This window comes from Azospirillum sp. TSH20, from assembly GCF_003115935.1.
Lineage (GTDB): Bacteria > Pseudomonadota > Alphaproteobacteria > Azospirillales > Azospirillaceae > Azospirillum.
This window is the reverse complement of sequence record NZ_LGQU01000112.1, coordinates 14911-37574: the sequence shown is the minus strand read 5'-3', so window position 1 is coordinate 37574 and position 22664 is coordinate 14911. Positions and strand designations below refer to the sequence as shown.

Here is a 22664-nt window from a genome sequence, read left to right as displayed (position 1 = left end):
CGCGTTCGAGGCGCTGGAAGGCGCAAGGGTTGATATGGACGTTATCGGCGGTTTCTGGACCTCGGTGCTGGCCTTTCTGCTGGTCCTCACCGTGCTCGTCTTCGTGCACGAGCTTGGTCACTATCTGATCGCGCGCCGCAACGGCGTGCGGATCGAAACCTTCTCCATCGGCTTCGGACCGGAACTGTTCGGCTTCACCGACCGGGTGGGCACCCGCTGGAAATTCAGCGCGCTGCCGCTCGGCGGCTACGTCAAGATGTTCGGCGATGCCGATCCGGCCAGCACCCCGGGTGCCCATCTGACCGCCATGTCGGCGGAGGAGCGCGCGGTGTCCTTCCACCACAAGCGGGTGGGGCAGCGTGCAGCCATCGTCGCGGCCGGACCGATCGCGAATTTCGTCTTCTCCATCGTCGTTCTTTCCCTGCTGTTCATGACCGCCGGACAGTCCTTCACGCCGCCGGACGTCGGTGGCATTCAGCCCGGCAGTGCGGCGGAACGCGCCGGCATTCAGCCGGGTGATCTGATCCTGTCGGTCGATGGTACCGGGGTTCAGCGATTCGAAGAGATCCGGCAGATCGTTTCGATCCGCCCGGGCGAGCCGCTGGCCATCGAACTGAAGCGTGATGGACGGGTTATGACCCTGACCGCCACGCCGGAGTCGCAGACGGTCACCGACCGACTCGGCAACGCTCACCAGATCGGCCTGCTCGGGATCAGCCGCGGCAGCGTCGGCATGATGCGTCATGATCCCGTGACCGCTGTCTGGCAGGCGGGACGTGAAGTCGCAGGCATGATCACCGGCACCTTCACCGCACTGGGCCAGATGGTCCAGGGATCGCGCGGGACGGAGGAGTTGGGCGGCCCGCTGCGCATCGCCCAGATGTCGGGCGAGGTGGCGCAATCCGGCTGGTATCCGCTGGTCTGGTTCATGACGTTCCTGTCTGTGAACCTGGGCCTCATCAACCTGTTTCCGGTTCCGATGCTGGATGGCGGCCACCTGCTTTTTTACGGCATCGAAAAGCTGCTCGGCCGGCCGGTTGGAGCGCGAGCGCAAGAATACGGTTTCCGAATTGGATTGGCCTTGGTATTAACGCTCATGGTCTTCGCCACGTGGAACGACCTTGTTCAATTGCGCGTGGTCGATTTCTTCCGGGGACTGGTTTCCTAAAGCCAGCCCCTTGCCAGGGAGCGTGATTTGCCGGTGTCGAGCAAAGTTCTGGTGGCGGGCCTGATGGCCGGCTGCGCCATGACGACGGTGTCTGTCGCCCTCGCCCAAACCGCCGCCTCGCCCGGTCGGGCTCAGGCGGTCACCGGGTCCACGGTCACCCAGGTGTTCAGTGGCGGTACGGTGCGCGACATCCGGGTCGAAGGCACCCAGCGAATCGAACCCTCCACGGTCCGCTCCTACCTGACCGTCCAGCCCGGCGACCCGTTCGATCCCGACCGGATCGACCAGTCGCTGAAGTCGCTGTTCAACACCGGCCTGTTCGCCGACGTCGTGCTGAAGCGCGAAGGCGACACGCTTGTGGTGACGGTGGCGGAGAATCCGATCATCAATCGCATCGCGTTCGAGGGCAATCGGCGCATCGAGAAGGATACGCTGGAGAAGGAAATCCAGTTGCGTCCGCGCGTGGTCTATACCCGAACCCGGGTCCAGTCCGACGTCCAACGCATCCAGGAGATTTACCGGCGGCAAGGCCGATTCGGTGCGACCGTCGAACCGAAGATCATCCAGCTCGACCAGAACCGTGTCGATCTGGTGTTCGAGATCAATGAAGGCGTGCGCACCGGCGTGCGCGGCATCACCTTCATCGGCAACGAGCATTTCTCGGACGGAACCCTGCGCGAGAACATCCAGACCAAGGAGTCCGCTTGGTGGCGGTTCCTGTCGTCGGATGACAATTACGATCCGGATCGCCTGAACTACGATCGCGACCTGCTGCGCCGCTACTATCTGAAGGAAGGCTATGCCGATTTCCGCGTCGTGTCGGCGGTCGCCGAACTGACTCCGGACAAGTCGGATTTCTTCATCACCTTCACCATTGAGGAAGGCGAGCGCTACAAGTTCGGCAAGGTCGACATCAAGACCTCGCTGAAGCAGCTCGACCCCGCGGTTCTGCAGAACAGCGTCACCACCACCGAAGGCGACTGGTACAACGCCCAGAAGGTGGAAGACACCATCACGAAGCTGACCAACGCGGTCGGCGATCTACAGTATGCGTTCGTCGATGTCCGTCCGCGGATTTCGCGCAATCGTGAAACCCACACCATCGACATCACCTACGAGATCAACGAGGGTCCGCGCACCTTCGTTGACCGCATCGATATTTCCGGCAACGTCCGGACGCTCGACAAGGTGATCCGCCGCGAGATGCTGCTGTCCGAAGGCGACCCCTTCAACGCGTCGAAGCTGAAGCGGTCGGAGCAGCGCATCAAGGATCTCGGCTTCTTCGAGCGCGTGAACATCACGACGTCCGAGAGCAGCGCGCCGGACCGTACCGTCGTCAACGTCGACGTGGCCGAACAGTCCACCGGTGAAATCTCTATCGGTGCGGGCTTCTCGACCTCCGACGGCCCGTTGGGTGACTTCTCGATCCGCGAGCGCAATCTCCTTGGCCGCGGCCAGGATCTGCGTCTGGGTGCCACACTGTCCGGCCGGCGCCAGCTGTACGATATCTCCTTCACGGAGCCGTACTTCATGGACCGCGACCTGTCGGCTGGCGTCGACATCTTCCGGACGCGCTACAACTACCAGGATGAAAGCTCCTTCAACGAGAAGAACACCGGCTTCGCCCTGCGCCTCGGCTATCCGCTGACCGAGCGTCTGCGCCAGCGCGTTTACTATCAGCTGCAGGACACGCTGATCGAGGAAGTGCCGACCACCGCGTCGAAGTACATCCAGGAGCAGCGCGGTGAGCGTCTGACCTCACTGATCGGCCAGGAGTTGACCTACGACGTCCGCAACAGCAAGCTGACGCCGACCGAGGGGTATTTCGTCCGCCTGACCAATGACATCGCCGGTCTCGGTGGGTCGGTGCGCTTCCTGCGGAACAAGCTGGCTGCCGGCTACTACCTGCCGCTCGGCGAGGACCAGTGGGTGCTCAGCACCACCGGCGAAATCGGCTACATCCACGGCCTCGGCAAGAAGGTTGACCTAGGCGACCGTTTCTTCATCGGCGGCGACACGCTGCGCGGCTTCAACACCGCCGGTATCGGCCCGCGCGACATTTCGACCGGCGACGCGCTGGGCGGCACGCGCTATGCCCGCGCCTCGGTGGAAATGAGCTTCCCCTTCGGCCTGCCGGAGGAATTCGGTCTGCTCGGCCATGCCTTCACCGATGTCGGCACGCTGGGCAAGGCCGACATCAGCGATCCGAACGTGAAGGATGACGAGAGCATCCGCGTCTCCATCGGCACCGGCGTGTCGTGGAAGTCGCCGTTCGGCCCCATCCGGCTCGATGTCGCCCTGCCGATCCGCAAGGAAGGCTACGACAAGAAAGAGCTTATCCGCTTCAGCTTCGGAACCAGGTTCTAAGATGCAATCCACCCTGTCGAAGACGCCGTTCCGCGTCGCCGCCCTGTCGGCCGTTACGGCTGCCGGTCTCCTCTTTGCCGCGACCTCGGCCATGGCCCAGGCGGCTCCGGCCCAATCGGCACCCAAGACCGACGCCCCGAAGGCCGAAGTCCCGGGTCCGGGTGCGGAGCTCAAGGCGCCTGTCATCGCAGTGATCGACGTCCAGAAGATCATGCAGGAATCCGCCGCGTCGAAGGGCATCACCAAGTCCTTCGAATCACTGCGTGATTCCTATCAGAAGGAAATTTCCGCGCTGGAGGACAAGCTCCGCAAGAACGAGGACGAACTGCGCAAGCAGCAGACCGTCCTATCGCCGGAAGCTCTCGCCAACAAGCGCCGCGATTTCGAAAAGCAGGTTGCCGACGTGCAGAAGACGGTTCAGAACCGCAAGCGCGCTCTGGAGACCAGCCTGAACGAAGCGATGGCCGTCGTTCACAAGACGATGGTCGAGGTGGTCGCCGACATCTCCCGCGAGCGCGGCGCGAACCTCGTTCTGGCTCGCCAGCAGTTCGTTCTGGTCGACACGCAGCTCGACGTCACCGACGCGGTGATGGAGCGCGTGAACAAGAAGCTGCCGCAGGTTGCGCTGAACGTCCCCAAGCAGTGATGCTTGTCTGAACAGGGCCGTCGCCGTCCCGAGCGGGGACGGTGGCGGCCCTGTTCCGTTTCCGGGTTCGGCGGTTGCGGTCGCCGCGGAAATGGGGCAAGAAGGCGGAGCAAACAATAAGGCACCGGTGTTCCTTATCGGGGCGGCGGTGCCCGTTCCCTTCAAACAGGGAATGCTGAACTCTATCGGTTGGTGGAAAGGCGGGCGGCCGGGCAATGGACGTGACGGCGGACAACAACGCGCAAAGCAACAAGATCGACGACATCGACATCACGCGGATCATGAAGATGATCCCGCATCGTTACCCGATCCTGATGATCGACCGGGTGATCGATGTGACGCTGGGCGAAGGCGCCACCGGCGTGAAGAACGTCACGATCAACGAGCCATTCTTCCAGGGCCACTTCCCGTCGCGCCCGGTCATGCCCGGCGTGCTGATCATCGAGGCGATGGCCCAGACCTCTGCCGTGCTGGTCGTGGCGACCCTGGGTCCCGACGCCGAAGGCAAGCTGGTCTATTTCATGACCGTCGACGAGGCTCGCTTCCGCCGCCCCGTCACCCCTGGCGACACCATCCACATCCACGTCACCAAGCAGCGTCAGCGCGCCAACGTGTGGAAGTTCAAGGGCGAGGCCAAGGTCAATGGCGTCCTCGTCGCTGAAGCCGTCTATTCTGCCATGATTCTGGACGAAAAATGACCGTTACCATCCATCCGTCCGCCATCGTCGATCCCGCTGCCAAGCTGGGGGAGGGGGTCAGCATCGGCCCCTTCTGCGTCGTCGGTCCCGACGTCACGCTGGGCGACGGCGTTCGGCTGGTTTCGCATGTTGCGGTCGACGGGCGCACCAGCATCGGCGCCGAAACCGTCATCTATCCCTTCGCGTCCATCGGGCACCGGCCGCAGGATCTGAAGTTCCATGGCGAGCCATCGGAACTCGTCATCGGCGCCCGTAACCAGATCCGCGAACATGTGACGATGAACCCGGGCACCGAGGGCGGCGGCATGATCACCCGCGTCGGTGACGACGGGTTGTTCATGATGGGCTCGCACGTGGCCCACGACTGCATCGTCGGCGACCATGTCATCATGGCCAACAACGCCACTTTGGGCGGTCACGTCACGCTGGGTGACTATGTCATCATCGGCGGACTGTCTGCGGTGCGCCAGTTCGTGCGCATCGGCTCCCATGCCATGATCGGCGGCATGTCGGGCGTCGAGAACGACGTGATTCCCTTCGGCCTGGTCATGGGGGACCGCGCCCGGCTGGCTGGCCTGAATCTGGTCGGCCTGGAGCGCCGCGGCTTCAAGAAGGATGACATCCACGCCCTGCGTGCCGCCTATCGCATGCTGTTCGGTCCGGAGGGGACCTTCGCCGAGCGGGTGGATGAGGTCGGTCGCGATTTCGGCGAGCGTGCGCTGATTTCGGACGTGCTCTCCTTCATCCGGGCCAAGGAAGCCCGGTCTCTCTGCCAGCCGCGCGAGAGCTGAGGCGACCGGCCTATGGCCGATACAACAAAAGGCACCGGATCGCCGCCAGCGGGTCCGAAGCTGGCGATCCTGGCCGGCGGCGGTACGCTCCCGGCCCGCATCGCCAACGCGGTGCGCGGGCAGGGGCGTGAGGTCTTCATCGTGGCCTTCGATGGACACACCGATCCCGAGACGGTTGCCGGGGCGCCCCATGTCTGGAGTCGCTTCGGTGCCGCCGGCACGATCCTGCGGCGTCTGCATGAGGAGGGCGTGGGAGAGGTCGTTCTTGCCGGGCCGGTGAAGCGTCCCTCTTTCACCGAACTGATGCCGGATTGGCGCACCGCGCGTTTCCTTGCCCGCGTCGGCACCCGCGCACTCGGCGATGACGGCCTGCTGCGCGCCGTTGTGCGCGAAGTCGAGGATGACGGGTTCCGTGTGGTCGGATTGCATGACCTGCTGAAGGATCTGCTGACCGTTGCCGGACCGGTCGGCCGTCTCGCGCCCGACGTGGACGCGGAGCGGGACATTGCCCGTGCGGTCGAAGTCGCCCGCGCAATGGGGGTGCTGGACGTCGGGCAGGGTGCGGTGGTTCAGCAGGGAATCGTTCTGGCGGTCGAGGCGATCGAGGGAACCGACGCCATGCTCGATCGCTGTGCCGCCTTGGCGCGTCCGGGGCCCGGTGGCGTGCTGGTCAAGGTGAGGAAGCCGAAGCAGGATCGCCGCATCGACCTTCCCACCATGGGTGTCACCACGGTGGAAAAGGCTGCGGCTGCCGGTCTGCGGGGGATCGCGGTCGAGGCCGGCGGCAGCCTGCTGGTGGACCGACCTGCGGTGGCCGAGGCGGCGGATCGCCTCGGCCTGTTCGTTGTCGGCATCGAGATTCCGCAATGAGTGGCCCGCTTGCGGCCGATGACGGTCCGACACTGTTCCTGATTGCCGGCGAGCCGTCCGGCGACGCGCTGGGCGCCCGGCTGATGGCTGCGGCCAAGCGGCTGACCGGCGGAAAGGTGAGGTTCGTCGGCATCGGCGGCGAGAAGATGATGGCGGAGGGGCTGGTCAGCCTCTTTCCCATGGCGGAACTGACCCTGTTCGGCATCTTCGAACTGCTGCCGCACCTGCCGAACCTGATCCGTCGCATCGACCAAACGGTCGCGGAGATCATCCGTATACGTCCCGACGCCGTGGTCGGTATCGACTCGCCGGGCTTCACCGTGCGCGTGGCAAAGAAGGTGCGTGCGGCGGCACCCGCCATCCCATTGATCCACTATGTCGCACCGACGGTTTGGGCCTGGAAGCCGAAGCGTGCGGCGAAATATGCCGCCATCTACGATCATCTGCTTGCTGTGCTTCCCTTCGAGCCGCCCTATTTCGAGAGAGAGGGGCTGGCTTGCACCTTTGTCGGTCATTCGGTGGTCGAGGGCGGGGCAGGGAAGGGCGATGGTGCCGGCTTCCGTAATCGTCACGGGATTGCGTCGACCGACCGCGTGGTCGCGGTTCTTCCCGGCAGCCGCAAAGGCGAAGTGTCGCGGCTGCTGCCGGATTTCCGTGCAACGCTGGAGCGGTTGCAACCGACCCACCCGACTTTGGTGGCGGTGATCCCGACAGTGGCCACGGTACGCGACCGGGTGGCGGCGGCGATCGCCGACTGGCCGGTTCGAACTGTGCTGTTGGAAGGTGACGCCGAAAAATACGATGCCTTCACCGCGGCGGAAGCGGCACTCGCCGCGTCCGGCACCGTTTCTCTGGAGTTGGCTCTTGCGCGGCTGCCGACGGTCATCGCTTATCGGCTGAACCCGGTGACGGTCGCGCTTTATCGGCGTCTGATCCGGGTGAAATACGTCAACCTCGTCAACCTGATGCTCGATCGGATGCTGGTTCCCGAACTGCTGCAGCAGGATTGCCGGCCGGAAAGACTGGCCACCGAACTGGGCCGCCTGCTGGATGATCCGGCGGCACGTCAGGCGCAGATCGATGGCGTTGCCGAGGTGGCCCGCTGGCTGGGGCAAGGCGACACACCGCCCAGCGAGCGGGCTGCCCGTACGATCCTGAACGTCGTTGCGGAGCGACGCTTGAACAGGCCCCTGGAGGGCAAACCCTGAATGGGAGATCAGAGATCATGAGTGAATTCCGTCTGCTGCACACGATGCTGCGCGTGCTGGACCTGGAGAAGTCGCTCGACTTCTACACGCGGCTGCTCGGCATGAAGCTGCTGCGTCGCAATGACTATGAGGGCGGCCGCTTCACTCTCGCCTTCGTCGGTTACGGCGAGGAGTCCGACACTGCGGTCCTGGAACTGACCCACAATTGGGATCAGAAGGAACCGTACGAGATTGGCACTGCCTACGGTCATATCGCCCTCGGCGTGCCGGACATCTATGCCACCTGCGAGAAGCTGGCGGCCGAAGGTGTCAAGATTCCGCGCCCGCCGGGTCCTATGAAGCATGGCACCACCGTGATCGCCTTCATCGAAGACCCGGATGGTTACAAGGTGGAGTTGATCGAGAGGAAGTGACCGGCCATTGGGTCAAAGGTCATGAGGAGGGGCGTGGTCGGTGATGACCGCGCCCCTTTTCGTTGGCGCAGTTCCGGCCACACGGCGGAACCGTTCGCGGTAGTTGGCCGGGCTGAGTCCCAGCCGGCGGCGGAAATGGTGCCTGAGGGTGGCGGCGGAGCCGAAGCCGGTCAGGGTCGCCACTTCCTCCACCGGCAGGCTGCTCGATTCCAGAAGGTCACGGGCGCGACCCAGTCGCTCCGTCAGCAGCCAGTCGCCGGGCGTGGTGCCGGTCAGGGACTGGAACCGGCGCAGGAAGGTGCGGACACTCATCCCCGCCCGCGATGCCATGCCGGACAGGCTGTGTTCCTCCGCCAGCCTCTCCCGCAAATGATCGAGCAGGGGAGCCAAGCGGGCTCCTTCGCGGGCGGTCGGCACCGGCGTTTCGATGAATTGTGCCTGCCCGCCTTCGCGATGCGGCTGGACGACCAGACGGCGGGCCACGCTGTTTGCCGCCTCCGGTCCGAAATCGCGGCGGACCAGATGCAGGCAGAGGTCGATGCCGGCGGCACTGCCGGCTGAGGTCAGAATGTTGCCTTCATCCACATACAGCACGTCGGGCATCACCCGTATATCGGGGTAAAGTTCACCGAGCGTCGCGGTATATCGCCAGTGCGTGGTCGCCCGGCGTCCGTTCAGAAGTCCGGCGGCGGCGAGAACGAACGCGCCGGAGCAGATCGACAGGATCCGTGCGCCGCGCTTGTTGGCCCGGCGCAACGCGGCGATCAGGTCGCCGGGTACCGGCTCCCGTGCGCCGCGCCAGCCCGGAATGATGATGATGCCGGCTTGGTCGAGCAGGTCGAGTCCGCCATCGGCTTCCACGCGGATGCCGCCCACCGCGCGCAGCGGTCCGGCATCGAGGGCGGCGACCGCAAATCTGTACCAATCCGGCCCGAGTTCCGGGCGCGACAGGCCGAACACCTCGACGGCGACGCCGAACTCGAAGGTGCAGAGGCCGTCATAGGCGAGGGCGACGACCAGCGGGGGCGTGGCGATTGGCATGATCTGCACGATAGCTGGCGGTTGCGCCACTTTCCAGCCGAAGGAGCGATTGGAATGATGGGGGCGTCACGTCCAATCAGACCCCAGCAACGAGGACCCCATGCCCAGTCTCGTCACCGAAATTCCCGCGGCCCCGTCTGAGATTGCGGCGGCTCACTTTGCCAGGCGGCTGTCGCTGGAGACCGACTGCTGGGATGTTCACGACACGCTGAAATCCGGTAAACCGGACTTCATTCTGCTCGATGTGCGTGGACCGGCAGCATTCGCGCGTGGACATATACCGGGAGCCCTGAACCTGCCGCACGGCAAGATTACCGAGCGTCGGATGGCGGATTGGCCGGACGGCACGCTGTTCGTGGTCTACTGCGCCGGACCCCATTGCAACGGTGCTGATCGCGCCGCCTTGCGCCTCGCAAGGATTGGACGGCCGGTCAAACTGATGATCGGCGGCATCACGGGGTGGATCGACGAAGGCTTCGCACTGGAGTGCGAGAACTGAGGCGTTGCCTCAGATGAAGACGATCCCGGCGATCAGTGCCAGGATCAGCAGATAAACGATCAGGCGGCGGACGCGCCAGCCGAGTGGCGCCCTGTTGTCGTTGGCCGGCGGGCGCAGACGCACCCGCCGGGCCGGAACGATGTACGCAGTCGGGTCCTGGGCGGCTCCGTTGGAGCCGCCCATTCCGATGTGGGCTGTGGGCCGGTTAGCCACGCTCGGCCAGCGGCACGAACGGCCGCTTGGTCTGGCCGGTGTAGAGCTGACGCGGACGGCCGATCTTCTGCACCGGGTCCTCGATCATCTCCTTCCACTGGCTGATCCAGCCGACGGTGCGGGCCAGCGCGAACAGCACGGTGAACATGCTGGTCGGGAATCCCATCGCCTTCAGGATGATGCCCGAGTAGAAGTCGACGTTCGGATAGAGCTTCTTCTCGATGAAGTACTCGTCCGAGAGGGCGATCTTCTCCAGCTCCATCGCGATGTCCAGCAGCGGCTCGTCCTTGATGCCGAGCTCGCCGAGGACCTCGTGGCAGGTCTGGCGCATGACCTGGGCGCGCGGGTCGTAGTTCTTGTAGACCCGGTGGCCGAAGCCCATCAGGCGGAAGTTGTCGTTCTTGTCCTTGGCGCGGCGGACGAACTCGGGGATGCGATCCACCGAGCCGATCTCTTCCAGCATCTTCAGAACGGCTTCGTTCGCACCGCCATGGGCCGGACCCCACAGCGAGGCGATGCCGGCGGCGATGCAGGCGAACGGGTTGGCGCCCGACGAACCGGCCAGACGGACGGTCGAGGTCGAGGCGTTCTGCTCGTGGTCGGCGTGCAGGATGAAGATCTTGTCCATCGCCTTGGACAGGATCGGGTTGACCTTGAACGGCTCGCAGGGTGTGCCGAAGGTCATGTAGAGGAAGTTCTCCGCATACGACAGGTCGTTGCGCGGATACATGAAGGGCTGGCCGGTCGAGTACTTGTAGGCCATGGCCGCGATCGTCGGCATCTTGGCGATCAGGCGGTGCGCGGCAATCTTGCGCGCCTGCGGATCGTTGATGTCCAGCGAGTCGTGGTAGAAGGCCGACAGGGCGCCGACGACGCCGCACATGATCGCCATCGGGTGGGCGTCACGGCGGAAGCCGCTGTAGAACTTGGTCAGCTGCTCGTGCACCATCGAGTGGCGGCGCAGGATGTTCTCGAACTCCGTGCGCTCGGTCGCGGTCGGCAGATGGTTGTTGAGCAGGAGGAAGCAGACTTCCGGGAAGGTCGAATGCTCGGCCAGATCGTCGATGGCGTAGCCGCGGTGCAGCAGAACACCCTCGTCGCCGTCGATGTAGGTGATCTGCGACTCGCAGCTGCCCGTCGAGGTGAAGCCCGGATCGTAGGTGAAGTGGCCGGTCTCGGCGTAGAGCTTGCGGATGTCGATCACGCTCGGCCCGACGCTGCCGTGCAGGACCGGCATCGTGACCTGCTTGCCCGTCTTATTGTCGATGAGGGTTACGGTATCCTTGCCGTCCTCAGTCTGGGTCATCTCGGCACGTCCTTATCGTTGAGGGTCGGGCTTGGCGCCCTTTTTTCGTCGGCGCAGCATAGTTCCAAGGCTGCCCGATGGCAACGCACGGAAGTGACCATTATGCTGCACCCGCTGCATCGCGGATGCGAGAAAGCGTTGCTTCGCGGCCCAGCAGTTCGGCCACTTCGAAGATCGGCGGCGACACCGTCGATCCGGTCAGCGCGGCGCGCAACGGCTGAGCCACCTTGCCCAGCTTTTCGCCCCGTGCCTCGGCGAAGGCGCGAACCTGCGATTCCAGCGCAGCGGCGGTGAAATCCGGCACTTCGGCGAAGGCAGCCGCCAGTTCTTTCAACAGATTGCGGCCCTTTTCGTCCAGCAGCGCGGACGCTTTTTCGTCATAGCTGAGCGGCTGCGGCGCGACATAGAAGCGTGCGCTCTGCGCCAGATCGACCACGGTGCGGGCGCGCTGCTTCAGGCCGTTCATGGCCCGCGTCAGAAGGTCGCGTTCGGCGTCGCTCAGGCCGCGGCCGAGTTCCGCCTCCAGGCGCGGGGCGATCAGACCGAACAGTCGGGAATCGTCGGCAAGCCGCATGTAATGGGCATTCAGATTCTCGAGCTTGGCGAAGTCGAAGCGCGACGGCGAGCGGCCGATGCTCTCCAGGTTGAACCACTCGATGGCCTGTTCGGTCGAGATGATCTCGTCGTCGCCATGCGACCAGCCGAGCCGCAGCAGATAGTTACGGACCGCTTCCGGCAGATAGCCCATGTCGCGGTAGGCATCGACGCCCAGCGCGCCGTGACGCTTGGACAGCTTGGCGCCGTCGGGGCCATGGATCAGCGGGATATGGCCGAAGCGCGGCAGGTCCCAGCCCATGGCGTTGAAGATCTGGATCTGTCGGAAGGTATTGGTCAGGTGGTCGTCGCCGCGGATGACGTGGGTGACGTTCATGTCGTGGTCGTCGACCACCACAGCCAGCAGATAGGTCGGGGTGCCGTCGGCGCGCAGCAGGATCAGGTCGTCGAGCTGGGCGTTCTGCACCGTCACCTCGCCCTGGACAAGGTCGTTCAGGACGGTCTGGCCCTCCTGCGGCGCCTTCAGCCGGATCACCGGAGCAACGCCCGGAGGGGCATCGGAATCGGGACGGTCGCGCCAGCGGCCATCGTAGCGCATCGGCTGCCCGGCCGCCTTCTGGGCGGCGCGCATCTCCTCCAGCTCTTCCGGACTGCAATAGCAGCGATAAGCCTTGCCGGCGGCCAGCATCTGGTGCGCCACCTCGGCATGACGGTCCTTGCGCTCGAACTGGCTGACGGCGTCGCCGTCCCAGTCGAGCCCCAGCCACTTCAGCCCATCGAGGATGGCGTCCACCGCCGCCTGGGTCGAACGTTGCCGGTCGGTGTCTTCGATCCGCAGCAGGAACTTGCCGCCGGTGTTGCGGGCGTACAGCCAGTTGAACAGGGCGGTGCGGCCACCGCCGATGTGCAGAAAGCCGGTCGGCGACGGAGCGAAGCGGGTGACGACGGTCATCGGTCTCTCAATTTCCGGTTCGGCGCTGGTATGATGCGCCGGTGGTTCGACACCGTGGTTTAACACAGCCACCCGGCTTGGAGGCAATGCGATGCGTGCATGGACGGTCGTTGAAGGGCCCGCGGGCGGCATCGCTGCGCCGGGAAGCCGCTGCCGGTGACCGCCGCCGGCTGGCCGGAGGAGGAGACGGATAACCCACCGGCGCTCAGCGGACGATGGCGGCGCCTGTTGGCGCGCGCCGGCAGGCGACTCGCGGCGTTGGCAGGGGCGGAGGGGGAGCGTTGGGTTCTGTGGCTGCCCGTCGCTTTTGGGGCGGGGGTGTCGCTGTATTTCGGGTTGCGGCAGGAACCGGTCTGGTGGGGCGGACTCGCGGCGGTCGGCGGGGCGGTGATCCTGTTGTTGGCTGTGCGGCGCTGGTTCGCGTTGGCCGGGGTAGCGACGGCTCTGCTGATGGCGGCAGCCGGATTTCTGGTGGCGCAGGCGCATACGGCGCGCATGGCGGCGCCGGTCCTGACCCGAAGCATCGCGGGCGCCACCGTCACCGGGCGGGTGATGGCCGTGGAGCGGCGACCGGGTGCTGTGCGCATCACCATGCGGGAGGTGACGGTCAGCAGACTGGCACCGGAGCAGACGCCGGCCGCGTTGAGAATCCGCCTGTCCGACCGCAACCCCGCGCCCGCTCCGGGATCGGTGGTTCGGCTGCGGGCGACGCTGTTGCCGCCGCAGGCGCCGGCGGAACCCGGTGCCTTCGACTTCCAGCGGCGGGCCTGGTTCATGGGTCTGGGTGGGACCGGCTTTGCCACAGGGGCGGTGGAGCAGGTGGAGGCGCCGCCGGTGACGGGATGGAGCACGGTTGCCATCGCCTTCGAACGGGCGCGGGGAGCCATCGCGGAGCGCGTCGCGGCGGCGATCGGCGACCCGGTGGAGGCGAGCGTCACCACCGCGCTGCTGAATGGCGAGGAGTTCGGCATTCCCGAAGCGACGCTGGATGATTTCCGCAACAGCGGGCTGGCGCATCTTCTGTCGATTTCCGGCCTGCATGTCGGCATCGCGGCGGGCATCCTGTTCTATGTGGTGCGGGCGCTGCTGGCGGCGGTGCCCTATATCGCTCTGCGATGGCCGATCAAGAAGATCGCGGCGCTGTTCGGGATCCTGTCGGCGCTCGCCTACACGCTGCTGGTCGGAGCGCCGTTGCCGACGGTGCGGTCGGTGCTGATGACCGGCATGGTGATGGGGGCGATCATGCTGGACCGCCATCCGCTGAGCATGCGGCTGGTCGCCTTCGCCGGGCTGGTCACCATCGCCATGGACCCGGAGGGGATGCTGGGGCCGAGCTTCCAGATGTCTTTCGCGGCGGTGGTGGCGCTGATCGCGGCGTTCGAGCGTGGCAGTGTCAGGCTGGCGGAGTGGCGGCGCGACGCGGGATGGTTGGTGCGCGGGCTGTTCTATGTCGGCGGGATCCTGCTGACCAGCGTGGTGGCGACGCTGGCGACCTTGCCCTTCTCGCTCTTCCATTTTCAGCAGATTGCCTTTTATGGCGTGCTGTCGAACCTGATCGCGATTCCCATCACGTCCTTCTGGGTCATGCCGTGGAGCCTGATCGCCTACGCGCTGCTGCCCCTCGGGTTGGAGGCGCCGGCGCTGATTGCCATGAATTGGGGCGATCGGGCGGTGATCTGGACCGCGGAGTTCTTCGGTCGGTTGCCCTGGGCTTCGCTGACGGTGCCGGCGATGCCGGTGGAGGGATTCGCGGCGCTGGTGGTGGGCGGGCTCTGGCTGTGCGTATGGACGCGGCGGTGGCGCTGGCTGGGGATGCTGCCGATCCTGGCGGGGTTGGCCTCGCCGATGCTGGTGGAACGGCCGGACGTGCTGGTGGCGGGGGACGGGACGGTGGTGGCGGTGAGGCTGCCGGACGGGCGGCTCAGTGGCTCGGGCAAGGGCGGCGGGCGGCTGACCGAGACCTGGAGGGAGCGCGACGGGGAGCGGGCAGCGGCGGAGCCCTGGCCGGCGGCGGGCGGATGGAGCGAAGGCGGGCGGTCGCTGAGTTGCGATGCGCTGGGGTGTCTGTACCGGGTGCGGGGGAAGACGGTGGCATTGCCGCGGCTGCCCGATGCACTGGACGAGGATTGCGGATCGGCGGACGCGGTGGTGACGGCGGCGGTGGCGCGCGGGTGCCGGGCCGGTTTGGTGGTCGACCGATGGGCGCTGCGGCATGAGGGAGCGCATACGCTGACGGTGACGGAGGAGGGCATCCGGGTGGAGACGGTGCGAGGGCTTAGGGGGGATCGGCCCTGGACCGGGGGGAGATGAAGGCCCGTCGGAGTTAGACCCCCTCCCTAGCCCTCCCCCGCTCTCAGCGGACCTTCGGTCCGCCTGCCGCGTCAGCACAAAGCGAAGCTTTGTGCGAGAGCTGGGCGGGAGAGGGAATTGAGCTTCGTGCGGGAGAGCCCCGACCGCAGGTCAGTACTTGCGGACGAGACCGACCAGCTTGCCCTGTACGCGGACGCGGTCGGCGCCGAAGATGCGGGTTTCGTAGGCGGCGTTGGCGGGCTCCAGGGCCACCGTGTTGCCCTTGCGGCGCAAACGCTTCAGCGTCACCTCGCCTTCATCGACCAGCGCGACGACGATGGTGCCGTTCTCCGCCGCGTCGCAACGCTGAATGATGATGGTGTCGTGGTCGAGGATGCCGGCCTCGATCATCGAATCGCCGGAAACCTCCAGGGCGTAATGGTCTCCGCCGGTCAGCATGGAGGCCGGAACATCGACGAAGGCACTGTTGTCGCGCAGGGCCTCGATCGGCGTGCCCGCGGCGATACGGCCGTAGAGCGGGAGCTGAACGGTCTCGTTGGCGGCGGGCATCGTGGCGGGAGGCGTGGTGTCGCGGCCGGCAAAGGCGAAATCGCCCTTGATGACGTTGGGCTGGAACTTCGGCTTGGGCGCCGCGCTGCGGCTGCGGGCGGCGTCCAGGCCTTCCGGCAGGCGGAGAACCTCGAGCGCGCGGGCGCGGTGGGGCAGGCGGCGGATGAAGCCGCGTTCCTCAAGTCCGGTGATGAGGCGATGGATGCCCGACTTGGACTTCAGCCCCAGGGCGTCCTTCATCTCGTCGAACGACGGCGAGACACCGCCCTGGCCGAGCCGTTCGTGGATGAACAGCAGCAATTCGTGCTGCTTGCGCGTGAGCATGGATGCCTCCCGGCCGTCGCCAGACTGAAGATGGAACAAAAACTAAACGTTGCTCCATGTTCTAGTTTGGTTCCTGCCGCGCGTCAAGCCCCCCGGCGGCTTCTTTTAGAACTTGAACGGAACATTTCGAACAGTGTGAAACAGTTTTCGGGATGCTGTTCAACTGTTCCATCCGTCGTTCGGGGGGTGTTCCAAGTCCTAGATGCTGAGCGCTCCATCGGTCAGGGGGAGCACGGTCACCATGGCGCCGGCCGGTTCCGGATCGGCGTTGGGCGGGCGGAGGATCAGGCAATCGGCCTGGGCATAGAGAGTGGTGATGGCGCTGTCCTGCCGGGCGAAGGGGGTGACGGTCAGGACGCCGTCGGGGCCGGCGGCGAGCGTCGCACGGAGATACTCCTCGCGCCGGTCGTTGGCCTTCAGCGCGGTGGTCAGGCGGGCGCGCAGCGGCAGGCGGTCGTCCTCGGGCGGCAGGCCCTGCAGCAGACGCAGAATCGGGCGCAGGAACAGCACGCCGGTGACGCCGGTGGACACCGGGTTGCCGGGGAGACCCAGCAGCGGCACCGATCCGGCGCGGCCGAACATCAGCGCCTTGCCCGGCCGCATCGCCACGGTCTGCACCTCCAGCGCCACGCCGCGTTCGGCCAGCACGTCGCGCACGAGATCGTATTCGCCATGGGCGGCCCCGCCGGTGGTGACCAGCAGATCGCACCCTGCGGCCCCCTTCGCCAAGGCCGCCACACTCTCCGGCGTATCCTTGGCAATTCCCAGATTGTGGGCGAGGCCGCCCTGGGCGGTGACGAGGGCGCAGAGGCCAAGCGCGTTGGTGCTGACGATCTGGCTCGGCCCCAGCGGATCGCCGGGCAGGGCGATCTCGTCGCCGGTGGCGAGGATTGCGATGCGCGGCCGGCGATGGACCGAGAGCCAGGGCACATTGCCGCCGGCAGCGAGCGCAATGTCGCGGGCGGTCAGGCGACGTCCCTTCGGCAGAAGCTCCTGACCGAGGGTGAAGTCGAATCCCGCCTCGCGGATGAAGCGGCCGGCGACCACGGCGCGGCCGATCCGGACGGTGGCGTCGTCGGCGCTGCAATCCTCCTGCATCACCACGGCGTCGGCGCCATCGGGCAGGGGCGCTCCGGTGAAGATGCGCACCGCCTCACCAGGGCCGACGCTGCCGTCGAACGCATGGCCGGCGGAGGATTCGCCGATGCGGCGCAGGGGGACGGGCGAGTCGGCGGTCGCGGCGGCGATGTCGGCGGCGCGCACCGCCCAGCCGTCCATCGCGGCGGCGTGGAAGGGCGGCTGCGTCAGCCGGGCGATCACCGGCTCGGCGAGCACGCGGCCCAGCGCATCGGGCAGGGCGACGGTCTCCGCCGGCAGAGGGGCGAATGCCGACAGGATGCGGGCGCGCGCCTCGGCGACGGAGATCATCAGATTATGCTCCTGCGGATGGGACGGCGGTGGTGGACGCACCCCATTCGCCGCTCTTGCCGCCGGCCTTGTGCAGCAGGCGGACGTCGGTGATGGTCATGCCGCGGTCCACCGCCTTGCACATGTCGTAAACGGTCAGCGCCGCGACGGTGACGGCGGTCAGCGCCTCCATCTCCACGCCGGTCTGGCCCTTCAGCTTGCAGGTGGCGGTCACGTCCACGGCGTTGCGGGCGGGATCGCAGGAAAGGTCGACCTTGACCGAGGTCAGCATCAGCGGGTGGCACAGCGGGATCAGGTCCGGCGTGCGCTTGGCCCCCATGATGCCGGCCAGCCGGGCGACCGACAGAACGTCGCCCTTCTTCACTCCGCCCTGCATGATGAGCGCCAGGGTCTCCGACTGCATCAGCACGGTGGCGGCGGCGGTGGCGGTGCGTTCGGTCTCCGCCTTGTCGGAGACGTCGACCATCACCGCCTTGCCCTCGGCGTCGAAATGGGTGAAGCCGGTCATCGGACGGTCTCCAGAAGCGGTTTTTCCATGAAGACGCTGACGCCGTTGTCTTCATAGCAGGCATATGGGCCGCGGTCGGCGAACCCGGCCTTGCGGTAGAGCGCCAGCGCCTCGTGCTGGTGGATGCCGGATTCGAGCAGCAGGGCGGTCAGCCCCTCGTCCCGCGCCTGTTCCTCCAGCCGGGTGAGCAGTCGGTCGCCGATGCGGTGGCCGCGGGCGGCGGGATCGACATACATGCGCTTCACCTCGCCGTAACCGGTCGGATCGACGCGGAGTGCGGCGCAGCCGACCGGAACGCCGTCTTTGCGGGCGACGAAGAAGCGAACGTCCGGCGCCTCCAGGGAGTCGATGTCCAGCAGATGGCAGGTGTCCGCCGGATAGAGGTCCAGCAGATAGCGATCGAGCGCGGCGACCAGGGCGATCACCGCATCCTGACGCGGGCTTTCCGCGGCGATGGCGATGTCGGGCATCGCGTCACACCGGAGACAGTAGGGCGCGGGTGGCGGCGGTCACGTCGGCCTGCCGCATCAGCGATTCGCCGACCAGGAAGCAGCGCGCCCCGACCTTCGCCATCCGGGCCAGATCGGCGGGGGTGTAGAGCCCGCTTTCCGCAACCAGCATGCGGTCGGCCGGGACATTGGCCGCCAGTTCCTCCGTCGTCGCGATGTCGACGGCGAGCGTCTTGAGATTGCGGTTGTTGACGCCGAGCAGCGGCGTCTTCAGCAGCAGCGCACGGTCCAGTTCGGCGCGGTCATGCACCTCGACCAGCACGTCCAGACCCTGGCCGATCGCGGCATCCTCGATCTCCGCCGCCTGGGCGTCGGACAGCGAGGCCATGATGATGAGGATGCAGTCGGCGCCCAGCGCGCGGGCCTCCACGATCTGATAGGGATCGACCATGAAGTCCTTGCGCAGAACCGGCAGATCGACCGCGGCGCGGGCGGCCACCAGATACTCGTCCTTTCCCTGGAAATAGGGCTCGTCGGTCAATACCGACAGGCAGGTCGCCCCGCCCTCGCGATAGGCGCGGGCCAGCGTCGGCGGGTCGAAGTCGGCGCGGATCAGGCCCTTGGACGGGCTGGCCTTCTTGATCTCGGCGATCAGCCCGTAGCGGCCGGCCTCCACCGCGGCGCCGAGCGCCCGGATGAAGCCGCGCGGCGGGTTGGTCTCGTTGGCGGCCTTGGCGGCGGCCTCGACCTCCGACAGCGGGCGGGCGGCCTTGCGGGAGGCGACCAGCGCGCGCTTGTCGTCGTTGATGCGGGTCAGAACGTCGCTCATCAGGCCACCGCCTCGTTGGTGATGGCGACCAGCCGGCGAAGGCGGTCGCGGGCGCCACCGCTGTCGATGGCGTCGGCGGCCATCGCCACACCCTCCTTCAGCGTCGCGGCCTTGCCGGCCACATGCAGGGCGGCGGCAGCGTTCAGCAGCACGATGTCGCGGTAGGGGCTGTGCACCCCGTCGAACAGGGCGTGGATCGCCTCGGCGTTGACCTGGGCGTCGCCACCCTTCAGGTCCTCGATGCGGGCGCGGGGCAGACCGGCATCCTCCGGCGTCACCTCGAACACCGTCACCTCGCCGTCCTTCAACTGGGCGACGGTGGTGGGGCCGGTGGTGGTGATCTCGTCCAGCCCGTCGGAGCCATGGACGATCCATGCCGCTTCGGACCCCAGCCGCTTCAGTACCTGGGCCAGCGGCTCCACCCATTGCTTGGAGAAGACGCCGAGGACTTGGCGCTTGGCCGTCGCCGGGTTGGCGAGCGGACCCAGCAGGTTGAAGACGGTGCGGGTGCCGAGCTCGACCCGCGTGGGGCCGACGTTGCGCATGGCGATATGGTGGCGCGGCGCCATCAGGAAGGCGATGTGGGCATCCCACAGCGCCTTGCGCACCAGCGCGAAGTCGCAGTCGAGGTTGACGCCCAGCGAACCCAGCACGTCGGCCGCACCGGATTTGGAGGAGATGGCGCGGTTGCCGTGCTTGGCGACCGGCACGCCGCAGGACGACACCACCAGCGCCGCGGCGGTGGAGATGTTGTAGGTGCCGGCCCCGTCGCCGCCAGTGCCGCAGGTGTCGATGGTGCCGGGAGGCGCCTCCACCGGGATCGCCTTGGCGCGCATGACGCGGGCGGCGCCGGTGATCTCGTCCACCGTCTCGCCGCGGACGCGCAGCGCCATCAGGAAGCCGCCCATCTGCGACGGGGTGGCGTTGCCCGACATGATGATGTCGAAGGCGAAGCCGGCCTCGGCCTCGGTCAGGGCGGCGCCGGTGGCGACCTTGCCCAGGATGGCCTTCATATCAGTGAGGTCGCCGCTCATGCTGCGGTCTCCAGGGTCGCGTTCTCCGGGCGGGGACGGGTCAGGTCCAGGAAATTCTGCAGGATCTTGTGGCCGTGCTCGCTCTCGATGCTCTCGGGATGGAACTGCACGCCGTGGATCGGCAGCTCGCGGTGCGCCAGCGCCATGATGAGGCCGTCGGCTGTCTCGCCGGTCACCTCCAGGCAGGCGGGCAGCGTCTCGCGCTCGACGATCAGCGAGTGGTAACGCGTGGCGCGGAACGGGCTGGGCAGGCCGGCCAGCACGCCGCGGCCCTGGTGTAGGATGTTGTCGACCTTGCCGTGCATCGGCACCGGCGCGCGGATCACCCGGCCGCCGAAGGATTGACCGATGGACTGGTGGCCCAGGCAGACGCCCAACAGCGGCAGGCGGGCCTTCGCGGCGGCGTCGATCAGGGGCAGGCAGATGCCGGCGCGGTCGGGATCGCAGGGGCCCGGGGACAGCACGATGCCGTCGGGGCGCAATGCCATCGCCTCCTGCACCGTCAGGGCGTCGTTGCGGCGGACCTGCACGTCGGCGCCAAGCTCGCCCAGGTAATGGACGAGGTTGTAGGTAAAGCTGTCGTAGTTATCGATGAGCAGCAGCATGCGCCTTCCGCCTTCCACCTTCGCCCGGCCAACTTCGCCCGGGCCGTCTGGACCGTTCCGGCCCTGTTCCAACGCGGGGCCGTTCCGGCCCTGTTCCAACGAGGAACACCCTAGCGGCTGAGGGGGCGGATTTCCAGCCTCCGCGCAGAACTTCGCCGCTTCACCGGCAGTCGAGCTGCGGCGGCGTCTTCGGGTCGTCCAGGACGGTGCCGCGGATGTCGGTCGCCAGCGTCAGGGTGCAACGGCGGGTATGGGACGGCAGGTCGGCGGCGAGCGTCGCCTGGGTGTCGCGGTAGCGGCAGACCAGGAAGATGTTCCGTCGCCGGGCACCGGTGAACTCCCAAACCTGGACGATGCTGCGGCCGCGCCGGACCTCGCGGTCGGGGGCCAGCGAGGCAGGAGAGGCGCTGGTCATTTCGCTGGCGCGGTCGCCCTCGACGATGGTGATGCCGGCGAAGCCGTGGCTGTCGTGGCCGGGGTAGGGCGACCAGCCGCCGGGGGCGTCGGGCTGCGCCTGGACCGTCAGGCCGGCCGGGCATTGCAGGCCGCCGGCGGCCTGCGCCGGGGCGGAAGTGGCCAGCAGGAACGCCGCAGTAACAAAGATGGGACGCATCGGACGGACTCTTCAGGGTGGGCTTGGCGGTATGGAAAGGGCGGGTTCCGCCCCGGCCTTTTGCGCCGTTTGGGCGGTTGCGGCGGCGGCGGCGGGGTGCCACTGTGCGGCGCCCCGGTCGCAGGATGGACATCGTCACCATGGCCCGCAAGGCGCCTTCGAAAGCCCGCAGAACTTCGCTTCCCCCGTTTCTGTCGAATCCCTTCGTTCTGGCTCTGGCTGCGGTCGCCGCGGTGTTCGCCGTGGCGATGGGCGTCGCCACGTTGACCGGCGGACGGTCCGGCGGAGAAAAGGCGCCGCAGGCGCCGGTTCAGCAGGCCGCCCTGCCGTCTGCGCCGGCCTCCGCACTGCCCGCAACGCCGCCGTCTCCGCCTGCGGCGAAGGCCGAGGCGCCGGTGCATGCGGCGGAAGGGCCGGAACATGCGGTGCCGGAAAAGCCGGCGCAGGATAAGGTCGAGGCGCGTCCGCCGGCCACGACGGTGGCGATGCTGCCGCCGCCCGCGCCGCCGGCCCAGCCGCCGGTGCAGGCACCTTCGGGCAATGCCGCGCTGTGGCGCAAGAACGCGCTGCCGGCCGAGGTGCCGCCGGGCAGGCCGATCATCGCCATCGTCATCGACGACATGGGGCTGGACCGCAAACGCTCGGCGCGGATGGCCGGGCTCCATGGGCCGCTGACGCTGTCCTGGCTGCCCTATGCCCGCGACCTGTCGGCCCAATCGAAGGCGGCCCGCGCCAATGGGCACGAGCTGATGCTGCACATGCCGATGGAGCCCAGCGTGAAGGCCGATCCGGGGCCGAACGCTCTGCTGGTCTCGCTGGACAAGGGCGAGATCGTGAAGCGGTTCCGCGCCGCGCTGGACAGCTTCGACGGCTATGTCGGGGTGAACAACCATATGGGCAGCCGGTTCACCGCCGACCGGGCGGCGCTGGCGCCGGTGCTGGCGGAGTTGCACCGCCGCGGGCTGCTGTGGCTGGACAGCCGGACGACGCCCAACAGCGCCGGAATCGGGCTGGCGCGGGAGCTGAAGATGCCCTGGGTCGGCCGCGACATCTTCCTCGACAACGAGGAGACGGTGGCGGCGGTGAAGGCTCAATTGGCGAAGACGGAGCAGGTGGCGAAGCGGCAGGGCTATGCCGTCGCCATCGGTCACCCGCATGATGCGACAATCGAGGCTCTGGCGTCCTGGCTGCCGGATGTGCAAAAGCGTGGCTTCGTTCTTGTCCCGGTCAGCGCGGTGGTGCGGACGCACCATGCCGGCGGCTGACCCGACCGAAAGGGGAGCCCCGT

23 protein-coding genes are annotated in these 22664 nt (G+C 67.0%); 11 read left to right on the top strand and 12 right to left on the bottom strand.

Going from position 1 to position 22664, the window contains the following annotated elements; genetic code table 11:
• Positions 1-34: 34 nt before the first annotated feature.
• The 8 genes from rseP to gloA all read left to right on the top strand — a co-directional run bounded on the left by rseP (position 35) and on the right by gloA (position 8161).
• Complete coding sequence (rseP, locus tag TSH20_RS27515; RefSeq protein WP_109155556.1) at positions 35-1168, top strand: RIP metalloprotease RseP; 1134 nt, start codon at positions 35-37, stop codon at positions 1166-1168.
• Positions 1169-1195: 27 nt separating this feature from the next.
• Positions 1196-3535: an outer membrane protein assembly factor BamA gene (gene bamA / locus TSH20_RS27510; RefSeq protein WP_199231857.1), complete on the top strand. Its 2340-nt coding sequence runs from the start codon at positions 1196-1198 to the stop codon at positions 3533-3535.
• 1 nt (position 3536) lies between these two features.
• The gene (locus TSH20_RS27505) at positions 3537-4181 is read left to right on the top strand and encodes an OmpH family outer membrane protein (RefSeq protein WP_109155557.1); all 645 of its coding nucleotides are present in this window, start codon (positions 3537-3539) and stop codon (positions 4179-4181) included.
• 215 nt (positions 4182-4396) lie between these two features.
• Positions 4397-4879 (top strand): 3-hydroxyacyl-ACP dehydratase FabZ, encoded by a 483-nt coding sequence (fabZ, locus tag TSH20_RS27500; RefSeq protein ID WP_085089229.1) that lies wholly within the window; start codon positions 4397-4399, stop codon positions 4877-4879.
• Positions 4876-5670 carry an acyl-ACP--UDP-N-acetylglucosamine O-acyltransferase gene (lpxA, locus tag TSH20_RS27495; RefSeq protein ID WP_109151385.1) on the top strand — a complete coding sequence of 265 codons (795 nt, stop codon included), beginning with the start codon at positions 4876-4878 and terminating at the stop codon, positions 5668-5670. Before fabZ ends, lpxA begins: the two co-directional genes overlap by 4 nt.
• 12 nt (positions 5671-5682) lie before the next feature.
• The gene (lpxI, locus tag TSH20_RS27490; protein WP_109155558.1) at positions 5683-6540 is read left to right on the top strand and encodes a UDP-2,3-diacylglucosamine diphosphatase LpxI; all 858 of its coding nucleotides are present in this window, start codon (positions 5683-5685) and stop codon (positions 6538-6540) included.
• Positions 6537-7748 carry a lipid-A-disaccharide synthase gene (lpxB, locus tag TSH20_RS27485; protein WP_109155559.1) on the top strand — a complete coding sequence of 404 codons (1212 nt, stop codon included), beginning with the start codon at positions 6537-6539 and terminating at the stop codon, positions 7746-7748. Before lpxI ends, lpxB begins: the two co-directional genes overlap by 4 nt.
• 17 nt (positions 7749-7765) lie before the next feature.
• Positions 7766-8161 (top strand): lactoylglutathione lyase, encoded by a 396-nt coding sequence (gloA, locus tag TSH20_RS27480; protein WP_109151382.1) that lies wholly within the window; start codon positions 7766-7768, stop codon positions 8159-8161.
• A gap of 12 nt (positions 8162-8173) precedes the next feature.
• Here the strand turns inward: gloA and ftrA are convergent, their stop codons facing one another.
• Entirely contained in the window at positions 8174-9202 is a 1029-nt protein-coding gene (gene ftrA / locus TSH20_RS27475) for a transcriptional regulator FtrA (RefSeq protein ID WP_109155593.1), read from the bottom strand.
• A gap of 100 nt (positions 9203-9302) precedes the next feature.
• Between ftrA and TSH20_RS27470 the strand changes: the two genes are divergently transcribed.
• On the top strand, positions 9303-9701 hold the full coding sequence (locus TSH20_RS27470; RefSeq protein ID WP_109155560.1) for a rhodanese-like domain-containing protein: 399 nt from the start codon (positions 9303-9305) through the stop codon (positions 9699-9701).
• Between the two features lie 9 nt (positions 9702-9710).
• Here TSH20_RS27470 and TSH20_RS34735 read toward each other — a convergent pair whose 3' ends face one another.
• The 3 genes from TSH20_RS34735 to gltX form a co-directional block, all read right to left on the bottom strand.
• Entirely contained in the window at positions 9711-9884 is a 174-nt protein-coding gene (locus TSH20_RS34735) for a hypothetical protein (protein ID WP_158280154.1), read from the bottom strand.
• Positions 9885-9906: 22 nt separating this feature from the next.
• On the bottom strand, positions 9907-11220 hold the full coding sequence (gltA, locus tag TSH20_RS27465; protein ID WP_109155561.1) for a citrate synthase: 1314 nt from the start codon (positions 11218-11220) through the stop codon (positions 9907-9909).
• Between the two features lie 100 nt (positions 11221-11320).
• On the bottom strand, positions 11321-12727 hold the full coding sequence (gltX, locus tag TSH20_RS27460) for a glutamate--tRNA ligase (RefSeq protein ID WP_109155562.1): 1407 nt from the start codon (positions 12725-12727) through the stop codon (positions 11321-11323).
• Between the two features lie 156 nt (positions 12728-12883).
• Between gltX and TSH20_RS36220 the strand changes: the two genes are divergently transcribed.
• On the top strand, positions 12884-15037 hold the full coding sequence (locus tag TSH20_RS36220; protein WP_109155563.1) for a ComEC/Rec2 family competence protein: 2154 nt from the start codon (positions 12884-12886) through the stop codon (positions 15035-15037).
• 150 nt (positions 15038-15187) lie between these two features.
• Here the strand turns inward: TSH20_RS36220 and lexA are convergent, their stop codons facing one another.
• From lexA to TSH20_RS27415, 8 genes are all read right to left on the bottom strand, one after another.
• On the bottom strand, positions 15188-15910 hold the full coding sequence (gene lexA / locus TSH20_RS27450; protein WP_109155564.1) for a transcriptional repressor LexA: 723 nt from the start codon (positions 15908-15910) through the stop codon (positions 15188-15190).
• 198 nt (positions 15911-16108) lie between these two features.
• A complete protein-coding gene (glp, locus tag TSH20_RS27445) occupies positions 16109-17338 on the bottom strand; it encodes a gephyrin-like molybdotransferase Glp (RefSeq protein WP_109155565.1) in 1230 nt (409 codons plus the stop codon).
• Positions 17339-17342: 4 nt separating this feature from the next.
• Positions 17343-17846, bottom strand: a complete 504-nt coding sequence (moaC, locus tag TSH20_RS27440) for a cyclic pyranopterin monophosphate synthase MoaC (protein ID WP_109155566.1) — start codon at positions 17844-17846, stop codon at positions 17343-17345.
• Positions 17843-18316 (bottom strand): GNAT family N-acetyltransferase, encoded by a 474-nt coding sequence (locus TSH20_RS27435; protein WP_109155567.1) that lies wholly within the window; start codon positions 18314-18316, stop codon positions 17843-17845. Before TSH20_RS27435 ends, moaC begins: the two co-directional genes overlap by 4 nt.
• 4 nt (positions 18317-18320) lie before the next feature.
• Positions 18321-19124, bottom strand: coding sequence for an indole-3-glycerol phosphate synthase TrpC (trpC, locus tag TSH20_RS27430; RefSeq protein WP_109155568.1), 804 nt, complete (start codon positions 19122-19124; stop codon positions 18321-18323).
• A complete protein-coding gene (gene trpD / locus TSH20_RS27425; RefSeq protein WP_109155569.1) occupies positions 19124-20158 on the bottom strand; it encodes an anthranilate phosphoribosyltransferase in 1035 nt (344 codons plus the stop codon). Before trpD ends, trpC begins: the two co-directional genes overlap by 1 nt.
• Positions 20155-20763 carry an aminodeoxychorismate/anthranilate synthase component II gene (locus TSH20_RS27420; protein WP_109155570.1) on the bottom strand — a complete coding sequence of 203 codons (609 nt, stop codon included), beginning with the start codon at positions 20761-20763 and terminating at the stop codon, positions 20155-20157. Before TSH20_RS27420 ends, trpD begins: the two co-directional genes overlap by 4 nt.
• A 160-nt stretch (positions 20764-20923) precedes the next feature.
• A complete protein-coding gene (locus TSH20_RS27415) occupies positions 20924-21376 on the bottom strand; it encodes an STY0301 family protein (protein ID WP_109155571.1) in 453 nt (150 codons plus the stop codon).
• Between the two features lie 125 nt (positions 21377-21501).
• Here TSH20_RS27415 and TSH20_RS36215 point away from each other — a divergent pair, with 125 nt between their 5' ends.
• Entirely contained in the window at positions 21502-22641 is a 1140-nt protein-coding gene (locus TSH20_RS36215) for a divergent polysaccharide deacetylase family protein (protein ID WP_282183589.1), read from the top strand.
• The last annotated feature ends 23 nt before the right edge of the window (positions 22642-22664 follow it).